Source organism: Agrobacterium sp. NPDC090283 (genome assembly GCF_044769685.1).
Taxonomy (GTDB): Bacteria; Pseudomonadota; Alphaproteobacteria; order Rhizobiales; family Rhizobiaceae; genus Agrobacterium.
Genome location: NZ_JBIVYG010000028.1, coordinates 14,331 through 41,116 on the forward strand (window position 1 = coordinate 14,331; position 26,786 = coordinate 41,116).

20 protein-coding genes are annotated in these 26,786 nt (G+C 60.6%); 7 read left to right on the forward strand and 13 right to left on the reverse strand.

From position 1 onward, the window contains the following. Positions 1-121: 121 nt before the first annotated feature. From ACIQUH_RS26205 to ACIQUH_RS26220, 4 genes are read right to left on the reverse strand one after another with little or no spacing between them, the layout of a single operon-like run. Complete coding sequence (locus ACIQUH_RS26205) at positions 122-976, reverse strand: metal ABC transporter permease (RefSeq protein WP_400820745.1); 855 nt, start codon at positions 974-976, stop codon at positions 122-124. Beyond that, positions 973-1,833, reverse strand: a complete 861-nt coding sequence (locus ACIQUH_RS26210; protein WP_400820748.1) for a metal ABC transporter permease — start codon at positions 1,831-1,833, stop codon at positions 973-975. Before ACIQUH_RS26210 ends, ACIQUH_RS26205 begins: the two co-directional genes overlap by 4 nt. After that, positions 1,814-2,722 carry a manganese/iron ABC transporter ATP-binding protein gene (locus ACIQUH_RS26215; RefSeq protein ID WP_400820751.1) on the reverse strand — a complete coding sequence of 303 codons (909 nt, stop codon included), beginning with the start codon at positions 2,720-2,722 and terminating at the stop codon, positions 1,814-1,816. Before ACIQUH_RS26215 ends, ACIQUH_RS26210 begins: the two co-directional genes overlap by 20 nt. Further along, positions 2,719-3,609 (reverse strand): metal ABC transporter substrate-binding protein, encoded by an 891-nt coding sequence (locus ACIQUH_RS26220; RefSeq protein WP_400820753.1) that lies wholly within the window; start codon positions 3,607-3,609, stop codon positions 2,719-2,721. Before ACIQUH_RS26220 ends, ACIQUH_RS26215 begins: the two co-directional genes overlap by 4 nt. A 284-nt stretch (positions 3,610-3,893) precedes the next feature. Here ACIQUH_RS26220 and ACIQUH_RS26225 point away from each other — a divergent pair, with 284 nt between their 5' ends. Then, entirely contained in the window at positions 3,894-4,835 is a 942-nt protein-coding gene (locus ACIQUH_RS26225) for a hypothetical protein (protein WP_400820755.1), read from the forward strand. 142 nt (positions 4,836-4,977) lie between these two features. Here ACIQUH_RS26225 and ACIQUH_RS26230 read toward each other — a convergent pair whose 3' ends face one another. The 7 genes from ACIQUH_RS26230 to ACIQUH_RS26260 form a co-directional block, all read right to left on the reverse strand. Continuing rightward, positions 4,978-6,717, reverse strand: a complete 1,740-nt coding sequence (locus ACIQUH_RS26230; protein ID WP_400820757.1) for a patatin-like phospholipase family protein — start codon at positions 6,715-6,717, stop codon at positions 4,978-4,980. A 390-nt stretch (positions 6,718-7,107) separates the two neighbouring features. Then, on the reverse strand, positions 7,108-8,607 hold the full coding sequence (gene lysS, locus ACIQUH_RS26235) for a lysine--tRNA ligase (RefSeq protein ID WP_400820760.1): 1,500 nt from the start codon (positions 8,605-8,607) through the stop codon (positions 7,108-7,110). A gap of 252 nt (positions 8,608-8,859) precedes the next feature. Next, positions 8,860-10,317, reverse strand: a complete 1,458-nt coding sequence (gene gltX, locus ACIQUH_RS26240; RefSeq protein ID WP_400820762.1) for a glutamate--tRNA ligase — start codon at positions 10,315-10,317, stop codon at positions 8,860-8,862. Between the two features lie 261 nt (positions 10,318-10,578). Continuing rightward, positions 10,579-12,351 carry an SLC13 family permease gene (locus ACIQUH_RS26245; protein WP_400820765.1) on the reverse strand — a complete coding sequence of 591 codons (1,773 nt, stop codon included), beginning with the start codon at positions 12,349-12,351 and terminating at the stop codon, positions 10,579-10,581. Between the two features lie 244 nt (positions 12,352-12,595). After that, on the reverse strand, positions 12,596-12,907 hold the full coding sequence (locus ACIQUH_RS26250; RefSeq protein WP_400820800.1) for a GIY-YIG nuclease family protein: 312 nt from the start codon (positions 12,905-12,907) through the stop codon (positions 12,596-12,598). A 153-nt stretch (positions 12,908-13,060) separates the two neighbouring features. Beyond that, positions 13,061-13,819, reverse strand: a complete 759-nt coding sequence (locus ACIQUH_RS26255; protein ID WP_400820767.1) for a TerC family protein — start codon at positions 13,817-13,819, stop codon at positions 13,061-13,063. A gap of 163 nt (positions 13,820-13,982) precedes the next feature. Next, positions 13,983-14,669 (reverse strand): TetR/AcrR family transcriptional regulator, encoded by a 687-nt coding sequence (locus tag ACIQUH_RS26260; RefSeq protein ID WP_400820769.1) that lies wholly within the window; start codon positions 14,667-14,669, stop codon positions 13,983-13,985. Between the two features lie 160 nt (positions 14,670-14,829). On the opposite strand from ACIQUH_RS26260, the gene ACIQUH_RS26265 reads away from it, so the two are divergent. From ACIQUH_RS26265 to ACIQUH_RS26290, 6 genes are all read left to right on the forward strand, one after another. Further along, a complete protein-coding gene (locus tag ACIQUH_RS26265) occupies positions 14,830-16,044 on the forward strand; it encodes an HlyD family secretion protein (protein WP_400820771.1) in 1,215 nt (404 codons plus the stop codon). A gap of 34 nt (positions 16,045-16,078) precedes the next feature. Then, positions 16,079-17,662 carry a DHA2 family efflux MFS transporter permease subunit gene (locus tag ACIQUH_RS26270; RefSeq protein WP_400820774.1) on the forward strand — a complete coding sequence of 528 codons (1,584 nt, stop codon included), beginning with the start codon at positions 16,079-16,081 and terminating at the stop codon, positions 17,660-17,662. Positions 17,663-18,009: 347 nt separating this feature from the next. Then, positions 18,010-19,032: a LacI family DNA-binding transcriptional regulator gene (locus ACIQUH_RS26275; protein WP_400820776.1), complete on the forward strand. Its 1,023-nt coding sequence runs from the start codon at positions 18,010-18,012 to the stop codon at positions 19,030-19,032. A 104-nt stretch (positions 19,033-19,136) separates the two neighbouring features. Next, complete coding sequence (gene xylB / locus ACIQUH_RS26280) at positions 19,137-20,591, forward strand: xylulokinase (protein ID WP_400820802.1); 1,455 nt, start codon at positions 19,137-19,139, stop codon at positions 20,589-20,591. A gap of 234 nt (positions 20,592-20,825) precedes the next feature. Next, on the forward strand, positions 20,826-22,136 hold the full coding sequence (gene xylA / locus ACIQUH_RS26285; RefSeq protein ID WP_400820778.1) for a xylose isomerase: 1,311 nt from the start codon (positions 20,826-20,828) through the stop codon (positions 22,134-22,136). Positions 22,137-22,897: 761 nt separating this feature from the next. Next, positions 22,898-24,277 (forward strand): GH1 family beta-glucosidase, encoded by a 1,380-nt coding sequence (locus ACIQUH_RS26290; RefSeq protein WP_400820781.1) that lies wholly within the window; start codon positions 22,898-22,900, stop codon positions 24,275-24,277. A gap of 253 nt (positions 24,278-24,530) precedes the next feature. On the opposite strand, the gene ACIQUH_RS26295 is transcribed toward ACIQUH_RS26290, so the two are convergent. Both ACIQUH_RS26295 and iolB read right to left on the reverse strand, forming a co-directional pair. After that, positions 24,531-25,658, reverse strand: a complete 1,128-nt coding sequence (locus tag ACIQUH_RS26295) for a Gfo/Idh/MocA family protein (protein WP_400820784.1) — start codon at positions 25,656-25,658, stop codon at positions 24,531-24,533. 151 nt (positions 25,659-25,809) lie between these two features. Beyond that, a complete protein-coding gene (gene iolB / locus ACIQUH_RS26300) occupies positions 25,810-26,622 on the reverse strand; it encodes a 5-deoxy-glucuronate isomerase (RefSeq protein WP_400820787.1) in 813 nt (270 codons plus the stop codon). Positions 26,623-26,786: the final 164 nt, after the last annotated feature.

Sequence of the window (26,786 nt, forward strand, 5' to 3'; positions counted from 1 at the left end):
GCCCGCAAAAATCGTTGTTTTAGAGTGTTTTCGCTTTTCTTCGAATCGCGAAAACACTCTAACTCTTTGTTTTGGCGCATTTCCGGACGGAAAACCGGGGGCCACTTTTCCTGGAAATGCTCTAGAAGCCTGTTTCACGCGCCGCGTCGATCTGGCGGGCTTTCCAGATGGTGCGGATGAAGGTGGCAACGAAAGCAAGGCTCATGAACATTACGATGGTGGGGGCCGGCGCGCTGTCGATCAGGAAGCTTAGCCATATGCCCGAAAGCGATGAGGCGACCGCCACCGCAATGGCCACCAGCAGCATGGCGGAAAAGCGCCGGGTCAGCAGGAAGGCGATTGCCCCCGGCGCCACCAGCATGGCGACCGAAAGGATGATGCCCACCGCCTTCAATGCGCCGACCACGGTGAGCGACAGAACCATCAGCAGGCCGTAATGCAGCACACGCACGGGCAGGCCGATGGCTTTTGCATGCTGGGCATCGAAGGCGTTGACCAGGAGGTCCTTGCGCAGGATGCCGAGGAACAGCGTGGCGAAAAGCGCGATCAGGCCTGTCTCCAGCATGTCCGACGGCGCAATGCCCAGCATGTCGCCGAAGAGGATGTGGTCGAGATGCACGTCGCTCTGCACCTTCACATAAAGCACGAGCCCCAGACCGAACATGCCGGAAAAGACGATGCCGAGCACCGTATCTTCCTTGATGCGGCTGTTTTCCTTGATGAAACCGGTGCCGACCGCGCAGATCATACCGGCGATGAAGGCGCCGATGGAAAGCGGGATGTTGACGATATAGGCCACCACCACGCCGGGCAGCACGGCGTGCGAAACCGCATCTCCCATCAGCGACCAGCCCTTCAGCACCAGAAGACAGGAGAGCATCGCCATGGGCACCGCGATCATCAGCGTGATCACGAAGGCATATTGCATGAAGGGCAATTGAAACGGCAGGATGGCGAGTTCGAGATATTCGCTCATGGCGTTTCTCCGAGCGCCTTGCGGGCCTTGGCCCGGGATGCGAGCAGGCCGTGCTTGGGCGCGAAGATGAAGGCGGCAAGGAAGATCGCCGTCTGCAGCACGACGATGACGCCACCGGTCGCGCCATCGAGGAAATAGCTGAGATAGGCGCCGACGAAGCTGGTGGCCGCGCCGATGATGAGGCTCATCAGGATCAGCCGCTCGAAACGGTCGGTGAGCAGATAAGCGGTGGCGCCCGGCGTCACCACCATGGCGACGACGAGGAAGGCCCCGACGGTCTGGAGGGCGGCAACCGTGGACGCAGCAAGCAGGGTGAAAAAAATCACCTTCAGTACTTCCGGCTTCAGCCCCACGGTGCGGGCGTGGTTCTCATCGAAGAACACCACCATGAAGTCACGCCATTTCAGCGCCAGCACGATGAGGCTGATGCCGCCGATCAGCGCCAGCTGGATGGTGTCTTCGGCGGTGATCGCGAGAATATTGCCGAGCACGATGGTCTGGATATTCACCGAAGTGGGCGAGAGCGACACCATGAACAGGCCAAGCCCGAAAAACGAGGTGAAGATCAGCCCGATGATCGCGTCTTCCTTCAGCCGTGTCTTCTGGTTCAGGAACAGCATGGAACCGGCCGCAAGCCCGCCGGAGAGAAAGGCACCCAGCGAAAACGGCAGGCCCAGCATATAGGCGCCGGCCACGCCGGGAACGATGGCGTGGGAAAGCGCATCGCCGATCAGCGACCAGCCTTTCAGCATCAGATAGGCGGAGAGAAAGCCGCAGACGCCGCCCACCAGTGCGCTGACCCAGATGGCGTTCAGCATATAGCCATAGGTGAAGGGCTCAAGAAGGCTGTTTATCATCGACTTTTTCTTTCGGAGCCTCAGGATCGCGCCCGTTCTGGCCATTCTTGCCGTAGATCACGAAAGGCCGCTCGTCATCGGTGATGACCTTCACCCGGCGCGGATCGGCGTCGTTATGCAGGTCTGCCCCGCCAAGCACGAAGTGGCGCAGGCTGCCGCCGAAGGCTTTTTGCAGGTTCTCCTCGTTGAAGGTATCCGCCGTCTTGCCCGATGCCAGCACCGTGCCCTTGACGAAGACGGCGCGGTCACAGAATTCCGGCACGCTGCCGAGATTATGGGTGGAGACCAGCATGACGCGGCCTTCGTCGCGCAGCGCCTTCAGAAGTGCGACGATCTGCTCTTCCGTCGTCACGTCGACACCGGTGAAGGGCTCGTCCAGCAGGATGACCTGACCTTCCTGCGCCAGCGCGCGGGCCAGAAACACCCGCTTCTTCTGCCCGCCGGAAAGTTCGCCGATCTGGCGCTTGCGATAATCGAGCATGTTGACGCGTTTCAGCGCCTCTTCGACCATCTGGTGATCGCGTTTCGAGGGGATGCGCAGGAAATTCATGTGGCCGTAACGCCCCATCATCACCACATCCTCCACCAGCACCGGAAAACTCCAGTCCACCTCCTCGGCCTGCGGCACATAAGCGACGAGGTTTTTCCTGAGCGCTTCCTTCACCGGCAGGTCAAAAATCGAGACGGAACCGGCGGCCAGCGGCACGAAACCCATGATCGCCTTGAAAATCGTGGACTTGCCGGCGCCATTGACGCCGACAAGTGCAGTGATCGTTCCGCGGGGGATGGAAAAGCTGGCATTTCTTAATGCGGTGTGGCCGTTTCGATAGGTCACTGTCGCATTTTGAACCGTCAGGCCGCCGCCGGATTTTTTACTGCCCATTCTCATGAAGACAGTCCCTTGGCGATGGTTTCGCTGGTGACGCGCAGGAGGTCCAGATAGGTCGGAACCGGGCCGTCGGCCTCGCTCAGCGAGTCCACATAGAGGATGCCGCCATAGGCCGCGCCGGTTTCCTTGGCCACCTGCTGCGCAGGATCGGCGGAAACCGTGCTTTCGCTGAAGATGACCTGGATATTATGCTCGCGCATGGCGTCGATCACGCCGCGCACCTGCTGCGGTGTGCCCTGGCTATCGGCATTGACCGGCCACAGGAACAGTTCCTTCAGGCCGAAATCACGGGCGAGATAAGAAAAGGCGCCTTCGCTCGTCACCAACCAGCGCTTGTTTTCAGGCAGAACCGAAAGCGTGTCGCGGATCGGCTGCACCGTGGCCCTGATCTTGTCCGAATAGGCCTTGGCATTGGCGGCATAGACGTCGGCATGGGCGGGGTCGATTTCGGCAAGACCCTTGCGGATATTTTCCACGTAGATCAAGGCGTTATCGGGCGACATCCAGGCATGAGGATTGGGTTTGCCCTGATAGGCGCCGCCGCTGATCGCCATGGGTTCCACGCCCTCGCTCACCGTCACGCTCGGCACGCCGGAAAGGTTGGCCAGGAACTTCTCGAACCACAATTCCAGATTGAGGCCGTTGCGCAAAACCAGATCGGCCTTGCGGGCTTTGAGAATATCGCGCGGCGTCGGCTGGTAGTTGTGAATTTCAGCGCCCGGCTTGGTGATGCTTTCCACCTCGGCCGCATCTCCCGCCACATTGCGCGCCATGTCGGCGATGATGGTGAAGGTGGTCACGACAACAGGCTTTTCCTGGGCAAGGGCAGCGCCCGGCAGGAAAAGCGAAAAAGCGAAAATGGCGTGGCGGATTTTATGGAAGTTCACGGAGTTCACCAGATTTTGTTGCGATTAATTCGCAATACCATCTGTTATAAAATCACGCTTGTCAACGCTATTGCAAATCATTCGCAAATTACTGCATTTCGCAAATGTCCGGAAATGGCGCGTTTTTGCTGGCGTTGTGCCGGCGGGATTAAACTTTTTTCAATGAGAAAGCGGCACTATCGCAAGGCTCGGACAGCGTGGTCCCGAGCTTGTCCCGCGTGTGTTCCTCATCCATCGAGCCACGTTTTGGGGTGAGGGCGTAAGACGGGGTACTTGATGTCAGGATGTTGCGGGTGAAAGCTGTATTCGGACGAATGCGGTTTTCGCGCAAGCTCGTTATGATTGGAGGCGGGATCCTGCTTTTGGCGGGTGCGACCGGCTCTGCTGCCGTATTTATCGGCAGCGAGCGGCTGCTCGGGCGATCCTACGTTTCTTCCAACGGGCTTTCCTGCGACGCGGTCCAGACAGTCAACATCCGCAAGAACGGTTCCTTATGGGTCCGCAAATTCATTCGCACCCAGGGCGGTGACGGCACCGAGCGGCTGAAGACCGCGATTCGGGTCGCCCGGGCGGTTTACGACAAGCAGAAACCCGATCTGGTTCAGGTCTCCGTGCTCGACAGGAACGGTCCGCAACTGCGCTCGGAAATGCGCGGCCGTGCCATTGCCGCACAGGTGGTCTTCATTCCCGATCCGGCAAAAATCCCCGAAGGGGCGGATGCCCACCGTTATTCGGCCTTTTATTATGATGGCGCGGCGAATGGCAGCGGCCAGTTTTACGGCTTGCGCATCGACCTGCCGCTGGAAGATACCGAGGCACTGGCGGCAAGCCTCAGCGATTCCGCCGATTGTGCCACGCCGGCTCTGGATGCAGGCTCGGAAGGCCACGAAGGAAAATCCGCGAAAAGTGCTTCGGGACACGGCGAAACCAAGGATGACGGCGCGGGTGGCCATGGCACCGCGCCGGCGCAAACCGAGGAAGGCGGCGCCGGTGCTGAAGGCCACGGCGAAAGCCCGTCTCCCGAAGCGCATGGCGAGCCGGCTGCCGACGAACTTCTGACCTCGACGCCGGAAGCCGATGGCGGCAGCATCTTCAGCCTCACCTATCTGAAATCGCTGATCTTCGGCAAAGGCTCGACCACCGCACAGGCGGCGGAAGGGAAGCCGGCTTCCGAAAACGCGTCGGCGGAAGAATCCGGTGCAGAGAAAAAGGCACCGAGCCACTAGAGGATTCGCTCGATCAAAGCGGATATTCCAGCTCCTTGTTTTACGCATTTTCCGGACGTAAAACCGCCTCGCACTTCCAGGGGAAATGCTCTAGCAGGCGAGGGTTCTCCCCGAAGCTTTCTCAGAAGCTTCACCCGGCTCGTCAGATATCCGGTCCGATCCGCAGGCGACCGGCCGGATTTGGAAACTTCTTCCGTTTGTTGACAATTGCCGGGGAGAAACTCTGTGACAGGGCGGCGAAGGCGGCAATGCGGGCGATCAGCTTTTCCCGCTCACCCTTTGTCACGGCTGCGTAGCTTTTGATCTCGTCGACATAGCCCGTCAGCCAGTCTTCATATTTGCCTTCGCTCCACACGCGCTCAGTCGCAAACACCGTCTCTTCCAGCCGATCATAGGCAACAAGCGTCCGCCGCCAGCGATGCTCGTCAAAATCCAGCGCGCCATTGGCAAACAGCGATCCGACTTCGAGACCATAACCCATCAGCTTTGCCGAACGCTCCGCCGGCATGGTGAGATTTAGTCCGCCTTCCTCCTCGTTGAGAAAGACGCGGGCGATGCGCTCCCGCTGGCCTGGCATTGTGGCAAGCGATTGATCCTGCCAGTCCTTCGCCGAGCTGAGGATGCTGCCGAGGAAACCGCTCATTTTTTCCATCTTGTGAACGGGCACGCCTATTCCTTCGCCCGCCTCCTGCGGAATGGTGACGCGCTTGCTGTTGCCGGCGATGGATTTCGGCAATTCATCGAGGCTGAGGGCGAAAGTGGGACGCGACGGAAGCAGGGCATCGAAAAGATGAATGGGAAAGTTGCTGCTGATGCCGCCATCCGAGAACCAGATTTTCGCTTTCATAACGGGTCGCGCGTCGCCGCTGAGACGCCGCACGATATCGAGCGTGCCGCGATCGTTGGTGTAAGCGGGAATGGCCTTGAACAGCACCGGGAAACTCAGGCTCATGCGCGTGGCGATGATGACCGGCAGCTGGCCGGGCTCCGGGAAAGCCTTGAGTTCGGGAAAGGGACCGCCCGGTGTTGCGATCTGCTTCAGCCAGTTCATCACGCCGGCGGGAAACAGCTTGCTCCATTCCTTCGGGTCGTAAGCCACCATGAGATTGGTGTTCGGAAGCGTGTGCGGTCGCCGCATCGACAGGTTCGTGGTGACCATCTTCAGGTTTATCACCGGCTTGTCCGGGTTGTCGCCGGAGAGATGGCCAAAGGTCAATGGCGGCGCTGCCGCGGCCTCGCTGCCGAAGGCGATGTCCTGGATCGATGCATGCAGCCATTCCGTGAGACCCGGAACATCCGCCCCCGGAACCGTCAGTCCCGAGCACAAACCGAAGCCTTCCTGCGGCAACCGATGGAAAACCAGCCACAGAACCTGGACGAGGATCGCGGCCACCAGTCCCACAAATCCGCCGAGAACCGATCCGGCGTAGCTGCCGCCCATGGCCCATAACAGGCCGGCGCCTATGACGATCCCCGCCAGCGAAGCCAGCGGAAAAGCCAGGGGCAGGCCCAGAACTTTGCCCGGCCAGCCGCCAGCCTGCGCCCATAACAGATATTGCATCAATGGGCGAAAACGACGCTCCGGCTGGAAGAGCTTGCCCAGAATTGCGGGTATCGTATCGCAATGGGCCTGCAGGCGGATGAACCCTTCAGGATCGTTTCTGACGGTGCGGGAATATTCCGCAGCCGCCGCAAAGGCGGCGGCAATCGCACCGGCCGAGGTGCCGCCTATCGAGTGGAAACGATACCGGCGCGCCAGTTCCAGAACCGCATAGGGATAAACGACACCGGAGGTGATGCCGCCCTTCATAACCACGTCGCAGTCCTTCTCGGGCGTTGCGAACATGTCGGGCTGGTATTTGGGAAGCTCATTCTCGGGCATGCGTATCTCCCCCGGCGGCTCTTGATCGAAAGCCGTCAAACACAATGCGAATGATGGGAAATGGGTATCACAAGTTGAGGTTAGGTCGCCAGTATATTCTACCGAAAGTTAAATAAACTTATGCGATCCGTTCGCTGAAAGTCGGATAACTACTTGCGCGCGTCTATGTATGGAGAGGAAAACCGGCAGACAAACGGGCGAAACCTCGCCACACTCTCCGATGTCATTCTCCGGCCTGTCCCGAGGATCTGCAACGGATTGATTTTGTTGGGCGTGATTAAATCCTTGGGACAAGCGCAAGGATGACGTCAAGAAAATACGCCCCTTCGCCACTAGCGAGAAAATCAGGGAGCGGAAGGCGGCCGCGAGGCCGCCCCTGGTTTCGTTCGATCAGTCCGCCTTGTTGCGGCGGGCCGGGAAGAGGATGACGTCGCGGATCGACGGCGCGTTGGTGAGCAGCATGATCAGGCGGTCGACGCCGATGCCGAGGCCGCCGGCGGGCGGCATGCCCTGGTCGATGGCGTCGAGGAATTCGTCGTCCAGCTGCTTGTCCTTTTCGCCGCGGGCGTGCGCCTGTTCCAGCTGCTCCACCATGCGGCGGCGCTGTTCTTCCGGATCGTTGAGTTCCGAGAAGGCGTTGCCCACTTCCCAGGCGTTGCAATAGCTTTCGAAACGCTCGACGAGGCGCGGTTCGCCCGGCACTTCCTTGGCAAACGGCGAGATATCCTTCGGGAAATGCGTGACATGGCTCGGCTGGATGAGCGTGGCTTCCACCTTTTCTTCAAAGATGAAGGCGAGGCATTCGCCCCAGGTCCAGTCCTTCTCGACGGCAAAACCGGCGGCCTTCGCCGCAGCGCGGGCTTCTTCGTCGGTCTTGATGGCGAGGAAGTCGATACCGGTGGCTTCCTTCACCGCGTCAGGCATCGGCACACGCTTGAACGGGCCCTTGAAGGAAATCGTCTGGCCCTGGAATTCAACCTCGGTGGTGCCGTGCAGGGCAATCGCCAGCGTCTCGAACAGACGCTCCACGAGACCCATGATGTCTTCGTAGTCGGCATAGGCCCAGTAGCATTCCATCATGGTGAATTCAGGATTGTGCCTTGTGGATACGCCTTCGTTGCGGAAGTTGCGGTTGATTTCGAAGACCTTGTCGGTGAGGCCGGAAACCAGCGTACGCTTCAGGAACAGTTCCGGCGCGATGCGCAGATACATGTCCATCTTCAGCGTGTTGTGGAAGGTCTTGAACGGATCGGCCGTCGCACCGCCATAGATGGTCTGCAGCATCGGTGTTTCCACCTCGAGGAAGCCTTCGGCCTCCATGAAGCGGCGGATGCCGGAGAGGATCTTCGAGCGCTGCAGGAAGCGCAGCTTGGATTCCTCGTTGGAGAGGATATCGAGATGGCGCTTGCGATACCGCAGCTCGATGTCGGAGACACCGTGCCACTTTTCCGGCATCGGCAGCAGCGACTTGGTCAGCATGGTGATTTCTTCGGCATTGATCGTCAGTTCGCCGCGCTTGGTGCGGCGCACCTTGCCGGTGACGCCGATGATGTCGCCGATATCGATCATCGGCAGCAGGTTGCGGGCTGCTTCCGGCGTCGTATCCTTGTGGGAGAAGATCTGGACCTTGCCCGAGGCGTCATGGATATCCATGAACATGCCGGAATTGCGCGAGGAATAAACGCGGCCAGCCACCGTCACCGTATCGCCGGTTTCGACGTCGGCTTCGATATCGGCATATTTTTCCGCCAGCTCGGCATTGGTCAGCGTGCGGTGGAAATGCGCCGGATAGACGTCGCCGATCTGCTCGCGCAGCAGCGCGAGTTTCTGGCGGCGCACTTCTGTCGCGTCGGAGGAAAGGGCGGTGGTTTCGGTCGTCTTGTCGTTCATTGTGTTTGCCTTTAGCGGGCTTGTTCGTTGCGGGTGGCCTTTGTGCGTTGGGCTTACCCCCCTCTGCCCTGCCGGGCATCTCCCCCTCAAGGGGGGAGATCAGATGCCGCGCCCACCCGTTCCATGGGCAAGGTGTCAGCCGCTTGTCGATCTCCCCCCTTGAGGGGGAGATGCCCGGCAGGGCAGAGGGGGGTAAGCCCCAGGCAGAAGGCCGTATTCTAAAATGCTGCCGTCACCGTCAGCACATAACTATCAGCTTCCGCTGCCAACCATCGTGGCCACAACGGCAATCGCCATCTTCAACCGCTGGCGCACCACGGAGCGGCCAAGCAGCGCCATCGAGTCAAACAGCGGCAGCGAGCGCGAGGAACCGGAGACGGCGACGAAGAGCGGCGGCGTCACCACGCGCAGCTTCTTGCCCGTGCGTTCGGCCACATCGCGCAACTCGGCCTCGATCGCTTCCACGTTCCAGTCCGGCATCTTTTCCAGATCGGCGGCAACCGTGGTGAGGATTTCGTGGATCTCCTCCGGTTTGCTCTTCAGCCCGGCAAAGGAAGCCGGCGTCAGGCCGACATCGCTTGCCAGCAGGAAGCCGGCAAGGTTCGGCAATTCGCCGAGTCTCGAAATGCGGCTCTGGGCAAGCTTCAGGCCTTCGGTCAGGCGGGCATTTTCCATCGCCCATTCCAGCGTGCGGGCAATGAACTCTTCCGGGGAAAGCTTCTCGCGCAGCCAGCGGCCGTTCAGCCAGTCCAGCTTCTGGATATCGAAGATGGCGCCGGCCTTGGAAAGCGCTTCTGGATCGAACTTTGCCGCCAGCTCTTCCATGCTCAGGAGCTCTTCGCCTTCGGCGATCTGGATGAAGAACAGGCCAAGGAAGTTCATCAGCGCTTCCGGCAGGTAACCGAGCGCGGAATAATAGGAGATCGACGTCGGGTTCTTGCGCTTGGAAAGCTTCGACTTGTCGGCGTTGCGCATCAGCGAAAGATGCATGAACGTGGGCTGGTCCCAGCCGAAATAACGGTAAAGCAGGATGTGCTTGGGCACGGAGGCCAGCCATTCTTCGCCGCGCGCCACATGGGTGATCTTCATCAGATGGTCGTCGATGACGTTGGCCATATGATAGGTCGGCATGCCGTCGGCCTTGATCAGCACCTGCATGTCAACCGAATCCCACGGGATCGAGACATCGCCGTAAACGCCGTCATGGAAATCGCATGAGCCTTCGGTCGGGATTTTCATGCGCACGACATTGGCCTCGCCGCTAGCGACGCGGGCGGTGACTTCTTCGGCCTTCAGGTTGAGGCAGTGGCCGTCATATTTCGGCGGCTTGCCGCTAGCGCGCTGCGCTTCGCGCATCTGCTCCAGCCGCTCGGGCGTGCAGAAACAGCGGAAGGCATGGCCTTTTTCCAGAAGCTCTTCGGCATAGGGCCAGTACATGGCCTTGCGCTCGGACTGGCGGTAGGGGCCGTAAGGACCGCCGACATCGGGGCCTTCCGACCAGGTGAGGCCGGTCCAGCGCAGCGCTTCCAGCACCTTCTGCTCATATTCGAGGGTCGAGCGGGTGGCGTCGGTATCCTCGATGCGCAGGATGAACTCGCCGCCATGTTTCTTGGCGAAGAGATAGTTGAACAGCGCGATATAGGCGGTGCCGACATGCGGCTCGCCGGTGGGGGAAGGTGCGATGCGGACGCGAACGCCGGAAGTGGTCATGAAATTCACTCGTCGTGACGTGGAAGTGACATAGGGGCGGCTTCACCCGTCTGTCACAGAGTTTTCGTTTGGATGCGGCAGGAAATCATGTTGGAAGACGCAATGAAAGCGCCTTTTGCACATTCCCGTTCGGCTTCGGCTTAGGCCATATTCTGCCGCAGGCGTCAAGGAAATACGCAGCCCGCGCTGTCTTCGCGCGGCGGCGGACCGCGCTGGTTCAGCGCCCTGGTTGGCGTCCTAGCTCACGTCCTAGTTCACGTCCTAGCTCACTGGCCAGACGTAAAGCAGCATGGGAATGCTGGCAATGACGATCATGATCGACAGCGGCAGGCCAAGGCGCGGATAGTCGCTGAAGCGGTAGCCGCCGGGGCCCATGACCAGCGTGTTGCACTGGTGGCCGATGGGGGTGAGGAAATCGCAGCCGGCGCCGATCGCCACCGCCATCAGGAAGGCCTCCGGCCGAAAACCGAGCGTGGTGGCGAAACCGGCGGCGATGGGGGCCATGACCAGCACGGTGGCGGCATTGTTGAGAAAGGGCGTCACGGCCATGGCGGTGAGCAGGATCATGCCGAGCGCCGCAAAGGGCGGCAATCCCTGCGCGGCATGGCCGAGCCAGGCGGCGATCAGTTCGCTGGCGCCGCTGGTGCGGAGCGAGTCGCTGACGGGAATGAGGGCGGCGAGCATGACGAGGATCGGCCCGTCGATGGATTTATAGACTTCGGTGAGCGGTATCGCGCCGACGACGATCATCAGGAAGGCGGCGGCAAAAAAGGCGACGGAGACCGGCACCAGCCCGCTGCCGGCGGCGATCATCGCGGCGGCGAGCACGAGGACAGGCAAAAGCGCGCGGCGCTGCACGCCGAGCAGGATTTCGCGTTGCGCCAGCGGCAAGAGCGAAAATTCCTGCAGCACCTGCGGCAGGTTCTTGCGGCTTCCCTGCAGAAGAATGACGTCGCCCGCCTGCAATGTCAGTTCGGAAAGCCGCTGGCTGACGCGTTGGCCGCGACGGCTGACCGCGATGAGGTTGACGCCGCGCGTATAGGAGAGCGAAAGCTCGCGCGCCGAAATGCCTGATAGCACCGATTCATTGCTGATGACTGCTTCCATGGAGATAAGATCGGTGGTTTTCTGGCCGTTCTCCATCAGCGGCTTGCCGGATAAGAGCAGCTTCGCCTGCGAGACAATGCGGTCGAGCCCCTCCGGGCTGCCTTCGAGGAGGATGGTGTCACCGGCTTTCAGCGTCACATCGGGAAAGGGGGAAATGCGTCGCGGGCCGCGCAGGATGGTGCTGGCGATCACGCCGCCATCGGCCTGTTTGAGCAGTTCGCGCAGCGGCTTTTCCGCGTAGGTGCTGTCGGCCGGCAGCGTGGCTTCGGCGGTATAGGCCGACTGATCGAGAATATCCTCCACCGAGGCCTGCTGGCGGTTGCGCGCCGGCAGCAGCCGGTAACCGAAGGTCAGGAAGATGATGCCGATCACCGTCAGCCCCGCGCCGACGGGGGTGAAATCGAACATGGTGAAGCTCTGCCCGGTCATCTCCTCGCGCAGGCGGGAGACGACGATGTTGGGCGAGGTGCCGATCTGCGTCATCAGCCCGCCGAGCAGGGCTGCGAAGGCCATGGGCATCAGATAATAGGAGACCGGGCTGCCGGATTTGCGGGCGAACTGGAAGGCGACCGGCATCATGATGGCGAGCGCGCCGATATTCTTGATGAAGGCCGACATGATGGCGACGACGATCATCAGAAAGGCCAGTTGCAGGCTCTTCGAGTGCATTTCCGGGAAATATTTCTTGATCGTCATGTCGACGATGCCCGAGCGGGCCACCGCCGAGCTGACCACCAGCGCACTGCCGACGATGATGACGATATCATCGGAGAAACCCGAGAAAGCCTTGTTAAAGGGCACGACCCCAAGCGCCACCGCCACCAGAAGGGCGCTGCAGGCGATGACGTCATAACGGAACCTGTCCCAGATGAACGCGACCATCATGCCGGCGATGACGATGAAGGCGAGGATCTGGTCTGTCGTCATGCTTGCTTATGCTTTCGAAGGAGAGGCGCCGATAGAGGACTCTATCGGTGATGGTATCGAAGAACGCAAGGCGGGGTGAAGCGGTTCCGGGTTGGATGTCGGGATTTATACCTCCTCCGTCATACCGGCCTTGAGCCGGTATCCAGCCGACGCGCATCCGCGCGGCGGGAAGAGTCTCTTCAGCCCAAGGACTTGGGCTGGCTGGATGCCGGATCAGGTCCGGCATGACGGAGTGGAGCTTTCGTTAGAGAAGAAAATGCGCGATGTCGTCCCATGCCGGATTGAAGTCTTCAATCAGCTTGATCTTCCACGCGCGGGGCCAGTTTTTAATGGTCTTTTCTCTCGCAATTGCGTCCGTGACGAGATCGTATGTTTCAAACCACACAAGCGTCTTGACGCCATAACGGGTTGTGAAGCCGGGCGTCAGGTTGTTCTGATGTTCATATAAACGGTGAGAAAGGTCGCTTGTTACGCCAGTATAGAGCGTACCGTTTCTTTTGGATGCAAGAATATAAACGTAACATTGGCGCATGGGAAAAGCATGCGCAAAGGTCATTGTTTTGGCAAGAGTTGAAATTATTTCCGTCATACCGGACTTGATCCGGTATCCAGCCGCCGCGCGTCTGCGCGGCGAGAAGAGTTCTTTCAGCCCAAGGACTTGGGCTGACTGGATGCCGGATCAAGTCCGGCATGACGGAAGGAAGTACGGTCAATGCGTCTCGCCCGCACCCGCCTTCTTGCGGCGGCGCGCGTTGCGGGCCAGCATGTTGAGCAGTTCCACCAGCGCCGAAAACGCCATGGCGGCATAGACGTAACCCTTCGGAACATGGAAGCCCATGCCTTCGGCGATCAGCGTCGTGCCGATCATCATCAGGAAGGCGAGCGCCAGCATGACGATGGTGGGGTTGCGCTCGATGAAGTTGGCGAGCGGCGTCGCGGCCAGCAGCATTACGGTGACGGCGACGATGACCGCGACGATCATGATCGGCAGATGCGGCGTCATGCCGACGGCGGTGATGATGCTGTCCACCGAGAAGACGAGGTCGAGCAGCAGGATCTGGCCGATGGCGGCGCCGAAATTCATGCCCACAGGGCCGCCCACCATGTCTTCCTTGTGGTCTTCCGGGTCGACATTGTGGTGGATTTCCTTGGTCGCCTTCCACATCAGGAAAAGACCGCCGGCGATGAGGATCATGTCCTTCCACGAGAAGGCGTGGCCGAAGACTTCGAAGACCGGCGTGGTGAGCTGCACGATCCATGCGACGGTGCCGAGCAGGCCGAGACGCATGACGAGTGCAAGGCCGATACCGATCTTGCGGGCTTTTTCGCGCTGTTCGGGCGGCAGCTTGTTGGTGAGGATGGAGATGAAGATCAGGTTGTCGATGCCGAGCACAACCTCCATGACGATCAGCGTGACGAGCGCCACCCAGGCGGCGGGGTCAGATAGAAGAGGGAGAACGGACTCCATCAGGCAGGTTTTCCTTTCAGCAACAAGGCCAGCCGAAACATTCGGTGGGGGGAATTTATAGCGCAATACGCGAGAAACAAGGAGTTGATGGCTCCAGGGCGCAAGATTTCATCGAAATTTCGCGCAGACCGCGTATTGGCGTTCACGCCGTTGCTGAATGATCTCAGGCCTTGTCGGTTCCGTAGGCAGCCATGAAGACGTTGATGGCACTGCCGATCACCCGGTCCAGTTCCTCGTCGGGAACCGGGCCTTCCAGCTCGCCGAACAGCCGGAGCTTGAAGAAGGTGCCGGTGGAAAGCTCTATATATTGCCGGGCGGCAAGCTCAGGATCATCCACCTTCAAATGGCCGATCTCGACCTGATGTTCGATGAAATCCAGGAGTACGGTACGTACATTATTCGGCGCGGAGAGGAAAAAACGCTGCGCCAGCTTCGGCATGCGATCGATGACACCAAGCACCGAACGCATGGCAGGGATCATGTCGGAGCAGATCATCTTGTTGGCAAAGGCCTTGCCGAACTGTTCCAGTCCCTCGCGCACCTCCTCGGTGCCCTCGAGAATATGGCGCATGGAGGTGGCGAATTCGTTGCGGTGATGGTCGACGAGGGCGACGAACAAATCCTCCTTGTTGGAGAAATAGACATAGATCGTGCCCTTGGAAACGCCGGCTTCGCGCGTGATGTCGTTCATGCTGGCCGCGTCGAAGCCCTTGCGCTTGAACACACGCCAGGCGCCCGCGAGAATCTGCTCGCGTTTGGCCGGGTCTTCACCCGCCGCAAAACGCCCGGCGGCATTGCCCGGACAGCCCGTTTCCGTTTCCGTCTCCATATCCCTGTCTTCACCTGCCATCGATACCGCCTCTTAGCATCGCAATGGCGTAAAAAAAATTAACCGAACGTCGAACCAATCGGTTCGATAACACTTGATATGTGTCAGGAAAGAGATTATGTCAATCGAACCGAACGGTTCAGTTCGAAAAACTTTCTTCAATTTATCACGGTAAGCTCTCATGTCGGCCCAGAAGAATAGTGCGGTTCGCGCCGCCAACGATGCGGAAGAGGCGGATATCTCCGCCAAGGCCGAGACCTCTCCCGCAAAGCCGGCCGAGGCCGCGCCGCAGCCGCAGCCCCAGACCATTGCTGCACCGAAGCAGAAGAAGCGTTCGAAGCTTCTGCCTGTTATCGCCGTTGCCCTTCTCGCCGGCGCCGGCTGGTACGGTTACAACTGGTGGGTCGACGGTCGTTTCATGGTGTCGACGGACGACGCCTATATAGAAGGCGATATCGCCGTCATCGCACCGAAGGTTTCGGGTTATGTCGCCAAGGTGAACGTGGTCGAGAACCAGGAAGTCAAGGCGGGCGATCCGCTGGTGACGCTGGATGATGGCGATTATCGCATCGCGCTCGATCAGGCCGAAGCCCAGATCCGCACCGAAGAACTGTCGCTGAAGCGCATCGATGCGCAGATCGTCGGCGGCGAAGCTTCGCTGGAACAGGCCGTCGCCCAGAAGGGCGCGCTGGATGCCGCCCTTCGCGGTGCGGAAATCACCCAGAAGCGCGCCAGCGAGCTGCAGGCGAAGGATGTCGGCACGGTTGCCGCTTCCGACAATGCGCAGGTCGCGCTCGATCAGGCCAAGGCGAATGTCGTGGCTGGCGATGCCGCCATCTCCTCCGCGAAAGCAAATGTCGAGCTTCTGCGCGCCCAGCGCGAGGAAGCCGAAAGTACGATCCGTTCGCTGCAGCTTTCCCGCGACAAGGCCGCCCGCGATCTGTCCTTCACGGTTCTGAAGGCGCCCTATGACGGCGTCATCGGCAATCTGGCGGTTCAGAACGGCGATCTGGTGTCTGTCGGCAAGCGTCTGGCTTCTCTGGTGCCGATGAACGAGCTTTATATCGACGCCAATTTCAAGGAAACGCAGCTTGCCCGCGTCGTGCCCGGTTCGAAGGTGCGCGTGCATGTCGACGCCTTTGACGATGCGACGATCGAGGGCACGGTGCAGTCGATCTCGCCCGGCTCGGGCTCGGTCTTCTCGATGCTACCGCCGGAAAACGCCACGGGCAATTTCACCAAGGTCATCCAGCGCGTGCCTGTTCGTATCGTTTTCTCCAAGGAAGACCTCGAAAAGCACAATCTGCGCGCCGGCCTCAGCGTCGTTGTCGATGTCGATACCCGCACGGCGCCGGAAACCACGAAAACGGCGCAAGTTAACCCGGAAGCCAAGTAAGGCGCATCGCTGATGCGCCGTTGAGGTCAAGATCATGGCGGCTACGGTTGTCGGTACGGGCGGGGCGTCGATCCCCGCCGATCCCCCGATGGACAGGCGCAGGCTCATCGCGTTTTTCGCGATGGTCTTCGGCATGTTCATGTCCATCCTCGACATTCAGATCGTCTCCGCCTCGCTCGCGGAAATCCAGGCCGGCCTCGGCGCCGGCTCGGATGAGATCGCCTGGGTGCAGACTTCCTATCTGATTGCCGAAGTCATCATGATCCCGCTTTCGGGCACGCTGGCGCGCATTCTCTCCACCCGCGTGCTCTTCGCCACCTGCGCGGCCGGTTTCACGATTTCGAGCGCACTCTGCGCCACAGCCACCAATATCGACCAGATGATCGTCTACCGCGCGATCCAGGGCTTTATCGGCGGCGGCATGATCCCCTCCGTCTTCGCCGCCGCCTTCACGATCTTCCCGCCCTCGAAGCGTTCGGTCGTGTCACCGATCATCGGTCTCGTCGCCACGCTTGCGCCCACCATCGGCCCGACGGTCGGCGGTTATCTCTCCAATGCCTTTTCCTGGCACTGGCTGTTCCTCGTCAACATCATCCCCGGCATCATCGTCACCATCCTCACCTGGAGCCTGATCGATTTCGACAAGCCCGAAAGCTCGCTCTGGAAAAAGTTCGACTGGTGGGGCCTGCTTTCCATGGCGGTCTTCCTCGGCTCGCTGGAATATGTGCTGGAAGAGGGCAACAACAAGGACTGGTTCAACGACGAACACATCGTGCTTGGCTCGGTGGCCATGGTCATCGGTGCTGTCGTGTTTTTCTGGCGCGCCTTCAAGGTGGAATTCCCCGTGGTGGATATCCGCGCCTTCGCCGACCGCAACTTCTCCATCGGCTCGCTGTTCTCCTTCGTCATGGGCATCGGGCTTTACGGGCTGACCTATCTCTATCCGCTCTATCTCGGCCGGGTGAGGGGTTACGATGCGCTGATGATCGGCGAGACCATGTTCGTGTCCGGTCTTGCGATGTTCTTCACCGCACCGATTGCCGGCAAGGTCTCCACCAAGCTCGATCCGCGGGCGATGATGGCCATCGGCTTCATCAGCTTCGGCTGCGGCACGTGGATCATGACGCATGTGACGACCGACTGGGATTTCTACGAGCTGCTGATCCCGCAGATTCTGCGCGGTTTCGGCCTGATGATGTGCATGGTGCCGATCAACAACATCGCGCTCGGCACCCTGCCGCCGGCCCGCATCCGCAACGCGTCCGGCCTGTTCAATCTCACGCGTAACCTCGGCGGCGCGGTTGGTCTTGCCATCATCAACACCATGCTGTCGCAGCGCACGGACGACCATTATGTGCGGCTGGCCGAACATATCAGCTACTCCAACCCGCAGGCGCTGGAATGGCTGAACAGCGTCGGCGCCAACTACGATTCCTACGGGCTGGACGGCGCGTCCGTCGCGGTCAAGAAAATGGTCGGCATGGTCTCGCAGCAGGCATGGATTTTGGCCTTCGCGGATGTGTTCTTCGCGCTGACGATTTTGTTCTCCAGCCTGATCTTCATGACCGTGCTGATCCAGAAACCCAAGGCAGCGCCGCCGCCAGACGCGGCGCACTGACAACAATCCCCTCCCATCCACCGCAGAGCTGGGGCCGTCGGAAATGACGGCCCCTTTTTTGTTTTGAATATGGAGCGAGCGGGGTGCCACCCGCTTCTTCTCCCCGCCGGGGAGAAGTCCGCGGCAGCGGGATGAGGGGGCAAGGGTAGAGATATTCGGAGAGCTTGCCCCCTCATCCGACCCTTCGGGCCACCTTCTCCCCCTCGGGGAGAAGAAACACGCGGCAACGCCGTGAAAGAACCTCCGCCGATTGATCGCTGCGGCTTTAAGCAGAATATGAGGTACGTACATCATTTTTCAGTTTACCTCGACCGCAAAGCTGGATATGCAAAAGGCAGGGAGAAGCCATGAAGCCGACAGTTCACGATATCGCCGAGCGGGCGGGCGTCAGTCTCGCCACCATCGACCGGGTGCTGAACATGCGCCCCGGTGTGCATGCCGCCACGCGTGCAAGGGTGGAGGCGGCCATTGCGGAACTCGGTTATGTGCGCGATATCGCGGCCGCCAATCTGGCCAAGGGCCGCAATTATTCGCTGGTCTTCATCCTGCCGGGCAATGACAATTCCTTCATGGCAACGCTGCGCGCCGAAGTGCGGGCGGCAGCGGCACGGGCGCATCTGGAGCGCACGGCGATCCGCATCATCGAGGTGCCGCCGTTCAATGCCACGGCGCTGACGGAGGCTCTCGAGGTGGCGCGGCGGGAAAAGCCGTCGGGCGTGGCCTTTGTCGCCACGGATTCCGGGGATGTGGCCGAGGCGGCCGACCGGCTGGCGGAAGACGGCATCGCCACGGTGACGCTGGTGTCAGACCTCTCCGGTTCGCGGCGCGATCATTATGCGGGTGTCGACAACGTCGCGGCCGGGCGCACGGCGGCGAGCCTGATGGGGCGTTTTCTCTCCGGGCGCGGCGGCGATGTCGCTGTTGTCGCCGGCTCCATGCTGGTGCGCGACCATCGCGAACGTCTGGAAGGGTTTCGCGCCGTCATCGAAAGCGAATTTCCGCAGGTGCGGTTGCTGCCGGTGCTGGAGGGCAGGGACGATCCGCTCACCGTCGAGGCGCTGGTGCGCGAGGCGCTCGGCAATGGTGCCCTCTCCGGCATCTACAGTCTCGGTGCCGGTAATCGCGGTCTCATTCGCGCGCTTGCGGCGGCAGATGGCGAAAGGGCGCTTTCGGTCATCGCCCATGAGCTGACGGAAAACACCGCCAATGCGCTGAGGGAAGGGCTGCTCGATGCCGTGCTCAACCAGGATGCCGGCCACGAGGTGCGCAGCGCCATCCGCGTGTTGAAGGCACGGGCCGACGGCCAGCCGGTCATCGCCGCGCAGGAACGTATCCGTATCGACATATTCCTCAGGGACAATCTGCCCTGACGAAAGCATTTCCAGGAAAAGTGACCGCCGTTTTCCGTCCGGAAATGCGGTGACTTCTAAAAAACGCTGAAAGCGGCGCATGGGGCGCCGGAATGGAGAAATACATGTATCTCGGTCTCGATCTTGGCACTTCAGGCGTCAAAGCCCTGCTGATGGACGGCGATCAGAAAATCATCGGCTCGGCCAATGGCTCGCTGGACGTTTCACGCCCGCATCACGGCTGGTCCGAACAGAACCCGGCGGACTGGATTGCCGCGACGAAAACCGCCGTTGCCGGCCTGAAGCAGAAGTTTCCGAAAGAGCTTGCCGCCGTGAAGGGCATCGGCCTTTCCGGCCAGATGCACGGCGCGACGCTTGTGGATGCCGAAGGCAAGGTGCTGCGCCCCTGCATCCTGTGGAACGACACGCGCTCCCATGCCGAGGCGGCAGCGCTCGATGCCGATCCGCGTTTCCGCAAGATCACCGGCAATATCGTCTTCCCCGGATTTACCGCGCCGAAGCTTGCCTGGGTGGCGAAGAACGAACCTGATATCTTCGCGAAAGTGGCCAAGGTGCTGCTGCCGAAGGATTATCTGCGGCTGTGGCTGACCGGCGACTATATCTCGGAAATGTCCGATTCCGCCGGCACCTCCTGGCTCGACACCGGCGCGCGCAAATGGTCCTCCGAGCTGCTTGCCGCCACCGGGCTCGATGAAAAACACATGCCCTCGCTGGTGGAAGGCACGGATGAGGCGGGCGTGCTGCGCGCGGAACTGGCTTCCGAATGGGGCATTTCCGGCCGTGCCGTCGTCGCCGGTGGCGCGGGCGACAATGCTGCTTCCGCCTGCGGCATGGGCACGGTGAAGGAAGGCCATGCCTTCGTATCGCTCGGCACATCCGGCGTGCTCTTTGCCGCCAATGCGTCTTATCTGCCGAAGCCGGAAAGCGCCGTGCATGCCTTCTGCCATGCGCTGCCCAATACCTGGCACCAGATGGGCGTCATCCTTTCCGCGACAGATGCGCTGAACTGGTATTCGCGTCTTACCGGCCAGTCTGCCGCCGATCTGACCGGCGAACTCGGCGAGACGCTGCTGGCGCCCTCCGGCGTCACCTTCGCGCCCTATCTCTCGGGCGAGCGCACCCCGCATAATGACGCGGCCATTCGTGGCTCCTTCATCGGCCTTTCGCATGAAAGCGACCGCAAGGCGCTGACCCAGGCCGTGCTGGAAGGCGTGACCTTTGCCATCCGCGATAATCTCGAAGCGCTGAAATCCGCCGGCACCTCGATTTCCCGCGTCACCGCCATCGGCGGCGGCTCGCGCTCGGCCTATTGGCTGGCATCGATTGCCACCTCGCTTGGCGTGCCCGTGGATATTCCGGCCGAGGGCGATTTCGGTGCGGCCTTCGGTGCGGCCCGTCTTGGCCTGATTGCCGCGACCGGGGCCGATCCGGTGGCGGTTTGCTCGCAGCCGGAAACGGCGCGGACGATCGAGCCGGTGGCTGCGCTGGCCGGGGCTTATGAGGAGGCCTATCGGCGCTATCATGCGCTTTATCCGGCTATTCGGGCGCTTTCGCATTGAGACGCGGAGTGTGCGGCTTTACCCCCCTCTGCCCTGCCGGGCATCTCCCCCTCAAGGGGGGAGATCGGCAGGGCGCTACCTCTCGCTTCATCTTCAGCCTCGCGTGAGGGCGAGACCTAACCACGAGTTGATCTCCCCCCTTGAGGGGGAGATGTCCGGCAGGACAGAGGGGGGTGAGCCACGCCCTCCAACATCAAAGAAACTATCTAAACCCACCCAAAGAGGAGGATCACCATGACCACAGGTTTCTTCGGCGATATCGCCAAGATCAAATATGAAGGCCCCGACAGCACCAATCCGCTGGCCTTCCGCCATTACAATCCCGATGAGATCGTCGCCGGCAAGCGCATGGAAGATCACCTGCGTTTTGCGGTCGCCTATTGGCACACCTTCACCTGGCCGGGCGGTGACCCCTTCGGTGGCCAGACCTTCCTGCGCCCCTGGTTCGAAGATACGATGCAGGCCGCCAAGCTGAAGGCCGATGTGGCATTCGAATTCTTCTCGCTGCTCGGTTCGCCGTTTTATTGCTTCCACGACGCCGATGTGCGCCCGGAAGGCCGGAACTTCGCCGAGAACACGAAGAACCTCAACGAGATCGTCGATTATTTTGCTGAGAAGCAGGCCGATACCGGCGTGAAGCTGCTGTGGGGTACGGCGAACCTCTTCTCCAACCGCCGTTTCATGTCCGGTGCGGCAACCAATCCGGACCCGGATGTCTTTGCATTCTCCGCCGCCACGGTGAAGACCTGCATGGATGCCACCAAGAAGCTCGGCGGCGCGAATTACGTTCTGTGGGGCGGCCGCGAAGGTTACGAAACGCTGCTCAACACCGATCTGTCGCGTGAACTCGACCAGCTCGGCCGTTTCCTCAACCTGGTGGTGGAATATAAATACAAGATCGGTTTCGAAGGCACGATCCTGATCGAGCCGAAGCCGCAGGAGCCGACCAAGCACCAGTATGACTACGACGTCGCCACCGTTTACGCCTTCCTGCAGAAGAACGGGCTGGAAAAGGAAGTGAAGGTCAATATCGAGCAGGGCCACGCCATTCTTGCCGGCCATTCCTTCGAGCATGAGCTCGCCATGGCCAATGCCTTCGGCATTTTCGGCTCCATCGACATGAACCGCAACGATTACCAGTCCGGCTGGGATACCGACCAGTTCCCCAACAACGTGCCGGAAATGGCGCTTGCCTATTACCATGTTCTCGCCGGCGGCGGCTTCAAGAATGGCGGCACCAATTTCGATTCCAAGCTGCGTCGCCAGTCGCTCGATCCGCAGGACCTGCTGATCGGCCATATTGGCGGCATGGATTGCTGCGCCCGTGGCCTGAAGGCGGCGGCGAAGATGATCGAGGACGGCGCGCTGTCGAAGCCGCTTTCCGAACGTTACGCCAAGTGGGATTCTGCTGAAGCGCAGAAGATGCTGCGTGGCGAGCTGAAGCTCGAGGAGATCGCCGCACTGGTGGAGCGCGAGGATATCAATCCCGAGCCGAAGTCCGGTCGCCAGGAATATCTCGAAAACGTGGTCAATCGTTACGTTTGACGGGATCATATGGTCTAAAAAAGAAAGCGGGAGAACATCTCCCGCTTTTGCCGTTTCGATTTGACGATCCCCGTCTCAAGGTCACTGCGTCATCCTCGGGCTTGACCCGAGGATCCATGGTTCAGCGGGTTATGGATCCTCGGGTCAAGCCCGAGGATGACGCAGGGTGTGGAGGAAGGCAGGCCCTAGGGGTCGTATGAGGGGACATGCTCTCCGTTACCCACCCAAAAGCGGGGAAGGCTTTCCGCCACCCCTCCTCACTTTTCAGCAACTTCCTAGAAAATACGTTCCCTCCCATCCCCGCCCGCCATTTCCGCCGCATCATTCTTCCCGCAACCGGAACGGAAGGGCGATACGCGCGGCGTCTTTCGCGAACCGGAGGCCGGCATCGACAAGCATGGTTCTGGCAGACCGTGTTTCGGAAAGGCATTCCGCCGGGCCAGAGGCGGGAAGGACCGATCCGATAGGTGCCGTGAAAAGACCGTGACCGATGGGCCGCGATTGTGGTCCCGATGATGCGGCCCGGTGAGTGCAACAACTTTCACCACATCCCATTCCCACCCGCATTCGCCGGGCCGATGCCCAGCGCCGCCGGCAAAACCGTCGCGGCGGCATCTGCCCATGCAAAGCGCTTTGGACTTGTTAACTGCGCAGCCTGAAACGTTGTAGATTCCTTGTCACCCGACTGTACCTCGCAGACGACATGGTCTAAACCGCTGCTGATCTTTTCACGCTCGATGGATGACGAAAGGGCCTCTCCGATGACCGATCCCCAAGCGCTTGCAGCCCGTTTCCCCGGCGATTTCCTGTTCGGTGTCGCGACCGCCTCGTTCCAGATCGAGGGCTCCACGAAAGCGGATGGCCGCAAACCGTCCATCTGGGATGCCTTCTGCAACATGCCGGGGCATGTCTTCGGGCGTCATAACGGCGATATCGCCTGCGATCACTACAATCGCTGGGAGGAGGATCTCGATCTCATCAAGGAGATGGGTGTCGAGGCCTATCGTTTCTCCATCGCCTGGCCGCGCATCATTCCCGATGGTTTCGGGCCGATCAACGAAAAGGGTCTGGATTTCTACGACCGCCTCGTTGATGGCTGCAAGGCGCGTGGCATCAAGACCTATGCGACGCTTTACCATTGGGATCTGCCGCTGACGCTGATGGGCGACGGCGGCTGGGCCTCGCGCTCCACCGCGCACGCCTTCCAGCGTTATGCAAAAACCGTCATGGCTCGTCTCGGCGACCGGCTGGATGCGGTGGCGACCTTCAACGAACCCTGGTGCGCGGTGTGGCTCAGCCATCTCTATGGCATTCACGCGCCGGGCGAACGCAACATGGAAGCGGCCCTGGCGGCCATGCATCACATCAATCTCGCCCATGGTTTCGGTGTGGAAGCCTCCCGCCATGTCGCGCCGAAGGTGCCGGTGGGTCTGGTGCTGAACGCCCATTCCGTCATTCCCGCTTCCGACAGCGAGGCCGATCTGAAGGCCGCCGAAAGGGCCTTCCAGTTCCACAACGGCGCGTTTTTCGATCCGGTCTTCAAGGGCGAATATCCGGCCGGGATGATGGAAGCGCTGGGCGATCGCATGCCTGTGGTGGAGGCGGAAGACCTCGCCATCATCAGCCAGAAGCTCGACTGGTGGGGGCTGAATTATTACACGCCGATGCGGGTTGCCGACGATGCGACGCCGGGCGCGGAATTCCCCGCCACCACGCCCGCACCGGCGGTCAGCGCGGTGAAGACCGATATCGGCCGGGAGGTTTACGCCCCGGCGCTCCAATCGCTGGTCGAGACCCTCTACAAGCGTTACGACCTGCCTGAATGCTACATCACCGAAAATGGCGCCTGCTATAATATGGGCGTCGAAAATGGCGAGGTGAACGATCAGCCGCGTCTCGATTATTACGCCGAACATCTCGGCATCGTCGCCGATCTCATCCGCGACGGTTACCCGATGCGCGGCTATTTCGCCTGGAGCCTGATGGATAATTTCGAATGGGCCGAGGGCTATCGCATGCGCTTCGGCCTCGTGCATGTGGATTATGATACGCAACTGCGCACGCTGAAAAACAGCGGCAAGTGGTACAGCGCGCTGGCTTCGGAGTTCCCGAGGGGGAACCATGGTGTGGCGAAGGTATAAACCGGGCGACGGCGTGAAAGCGACTGCCTCCCGGTAATAGCCTCCCGGTAATAGCCTCCCGGTAATGACGCCGGCTGCAGAACCTTCTATCGTCAGGTGCAAATGTGCCGGGGCCGGGAGCACGTCCCGTCTGAACGGGCGCGGTTGACGTGCTCCAACTCTTTGTTTTCACGCCTTTTCCGGACGTAAAACCGCTTCGCGCCTTTACGGGAAATGCTCTCGCCGCCGGCCTGACCCTGCTTTCGCGCCGGTGTTATTCCGCAATCTCGGCGCTTCCCACCCAGCGCCCTTCGGCGAAGGAGCGGGCCATGGCATGAATGCTGCGCTCGATCTTCAGCCCTTCCTCGAAATCGATGATATGGGCCTTTTTCCCCTCGATTGCCGCAATCAGTTCCCGGCATTCGATCACCTTCAGATCGTTGAAACCGAGGCCGTGGCCGGGGGCGGGGATGAAGCGGTCATAGGGCTTGTGATGGGGGGCGGTGAGGATGGTTCTGAAACCCTGTTCTTCCGCGCGTCCATCCGTGGTGTAGAGCTGGAATTCGTTCATCCGCTCCTGATCGAACAGGATCGAGCCGGTGGAGCCATAGATCTGGAGGGCGATGCGGCCCTTGCGGCCCCAGGCGGAACGGTTGGCGATGAGCACGGCGGAAATGCCGCCTTCGAGCTTCAGGAGAACACTGGCAAGATCGTGCGTCTCGACGGCGCGCTCGCCGCCGCCGGCCAGCGGGCGGGTCTCGTAAGGCTTCACCATGTCGGTGATGGCGCTTTGTGCGTGGCCGAACAGGGCATAGAGCAGCGACAGCGGATGCACGGCAAAATCATCCAGCGCGCCGTAACCGGAGGAGGCCTCGCTCTTCCAGTAGAAGGGCTGGGTGGCGTCGGCCATGAAGTCCTCGTCCATTTCGGCGCGGACGTGATAGACCTTGCCGATCGCGCCTTCGTCGATCAGGCGGCGGATGTGGCGGATGACGGGGTTCTGAATATAGTTGTAACCCATCGCCGCCGCCTTGCCGGACCGGCGGGCGGCGTCGCGCATCCTCACCGCGTCAGTGAAGGCGGGCGCCATCGGTTTTTCGCACCAGACATGTTTGCCTGCCTCGAGGGCGGCAATCGCCATTTCCGGGTGAAAGGCGTTGGGCGTGGTGACCGAGATGACGTCGATCTCGGGATCGGAAAGCAGGTCGCGCCAGTTGCCTGTCGAGCGGGCAAAACCGAACTCGGCTGCCTTTTTCGCGGCAAGCTCGGGGTTGACTTCCGCGAGCGTCACGAGGCGGGGGCGCTCCACATCGCCGAAGACGCTGGTGACGTTGTTCCACGCCAGCGCGTGGCATTTGCCCATGTAACCGGTGCCGATAAGGCCCACGCCAAGAGCGGCCATGGTATTTTCCTCCCGAAATTATTAGAATTAATTCAATTCGTTAATTGCGTTTGTTGTGTGCCAAGACAGTCTCAAGACGTATCTTCGCGCACTCCCTCATCCCTGTGACAGGCACAGGGATGAGGAGGTGGCGGTGTTTGCCTGAAATGCCTTACGGATTATCCCGCTTGAAAATCCAGTCATGATCCGGATGGTTCTTGAAGCGCCATTTGCGCATCGGTCCCGCCATCACGTTCAGATAATACATCTCGTAACCATAGGGCGCGCCGCAGGGGTGGTGACCCTTGGGCACCAGCACGACATCGCCATCCGCCACCGCCATGGTCTCATCCAGCGAACCGTCTTCGGTGAAGACACGCTGGAAACCGAAACCCTGCGCCGGGTTGAGGCGATGATAATAGGTCTCTTCCAGATAGGTCATATCGGGGTAGTTATCCTCGTCATGCCGGTGCGGCGGATAGGACGACCAGTTGCCTGCCGGGGTGAAGACTTCCGTCACCAGCAGGCTGTCGGCGACGTCGCGCTCTTCCATGGCGATGGGGAAGATGTAACGCGTATTGGCGCCCTTGCCGCGTTCGGTCAGCTGCACGCCATTGGGGCCGATCTGCTGCGCCTCGCGGCTGCCTTTTTCGCCGGGCGCGGTGCAGACGCCGACGGTGCAATCGGTCGTGGCCGTCAGCGACCATTCTGAGCCGGCCGGAACGTAGACGCAATGCGGCGGCTTGCGTTCGAACACATTCATGCGGTCGCCGAGTTCACCGAAGTCCTTATCCCCGGCGGAAATCGTCGCCTTGCCTTCGACCAGCACGAGGATGACTTCCGTATCGCCGGTGTTTTCCGCCGCCGTTTCGCCCGGCTTCAGGCGGTAGAGGCCGAAACCGACATAACCCCAATCCGCGCTTTGGGGCGTGATGTCGTGCACCTTGCCGCTGGTCGCGACCGGCTTGCGCAGAAGTGAGGTCATGGTGGTGTTCCTTTTTGGTCAGTCGTTCAATTTATCGGGCGGCTATTCCCGCGTTTCCCTCATCCCTGTTCCCCGGGACAAGCCCGAGGACGTCACAGGGATCCAGCCAGCCCAGGTCCTTGGGCTGAGAGGAGTCTTTCCGCCGCGCCGACGCGCGTCGGCTG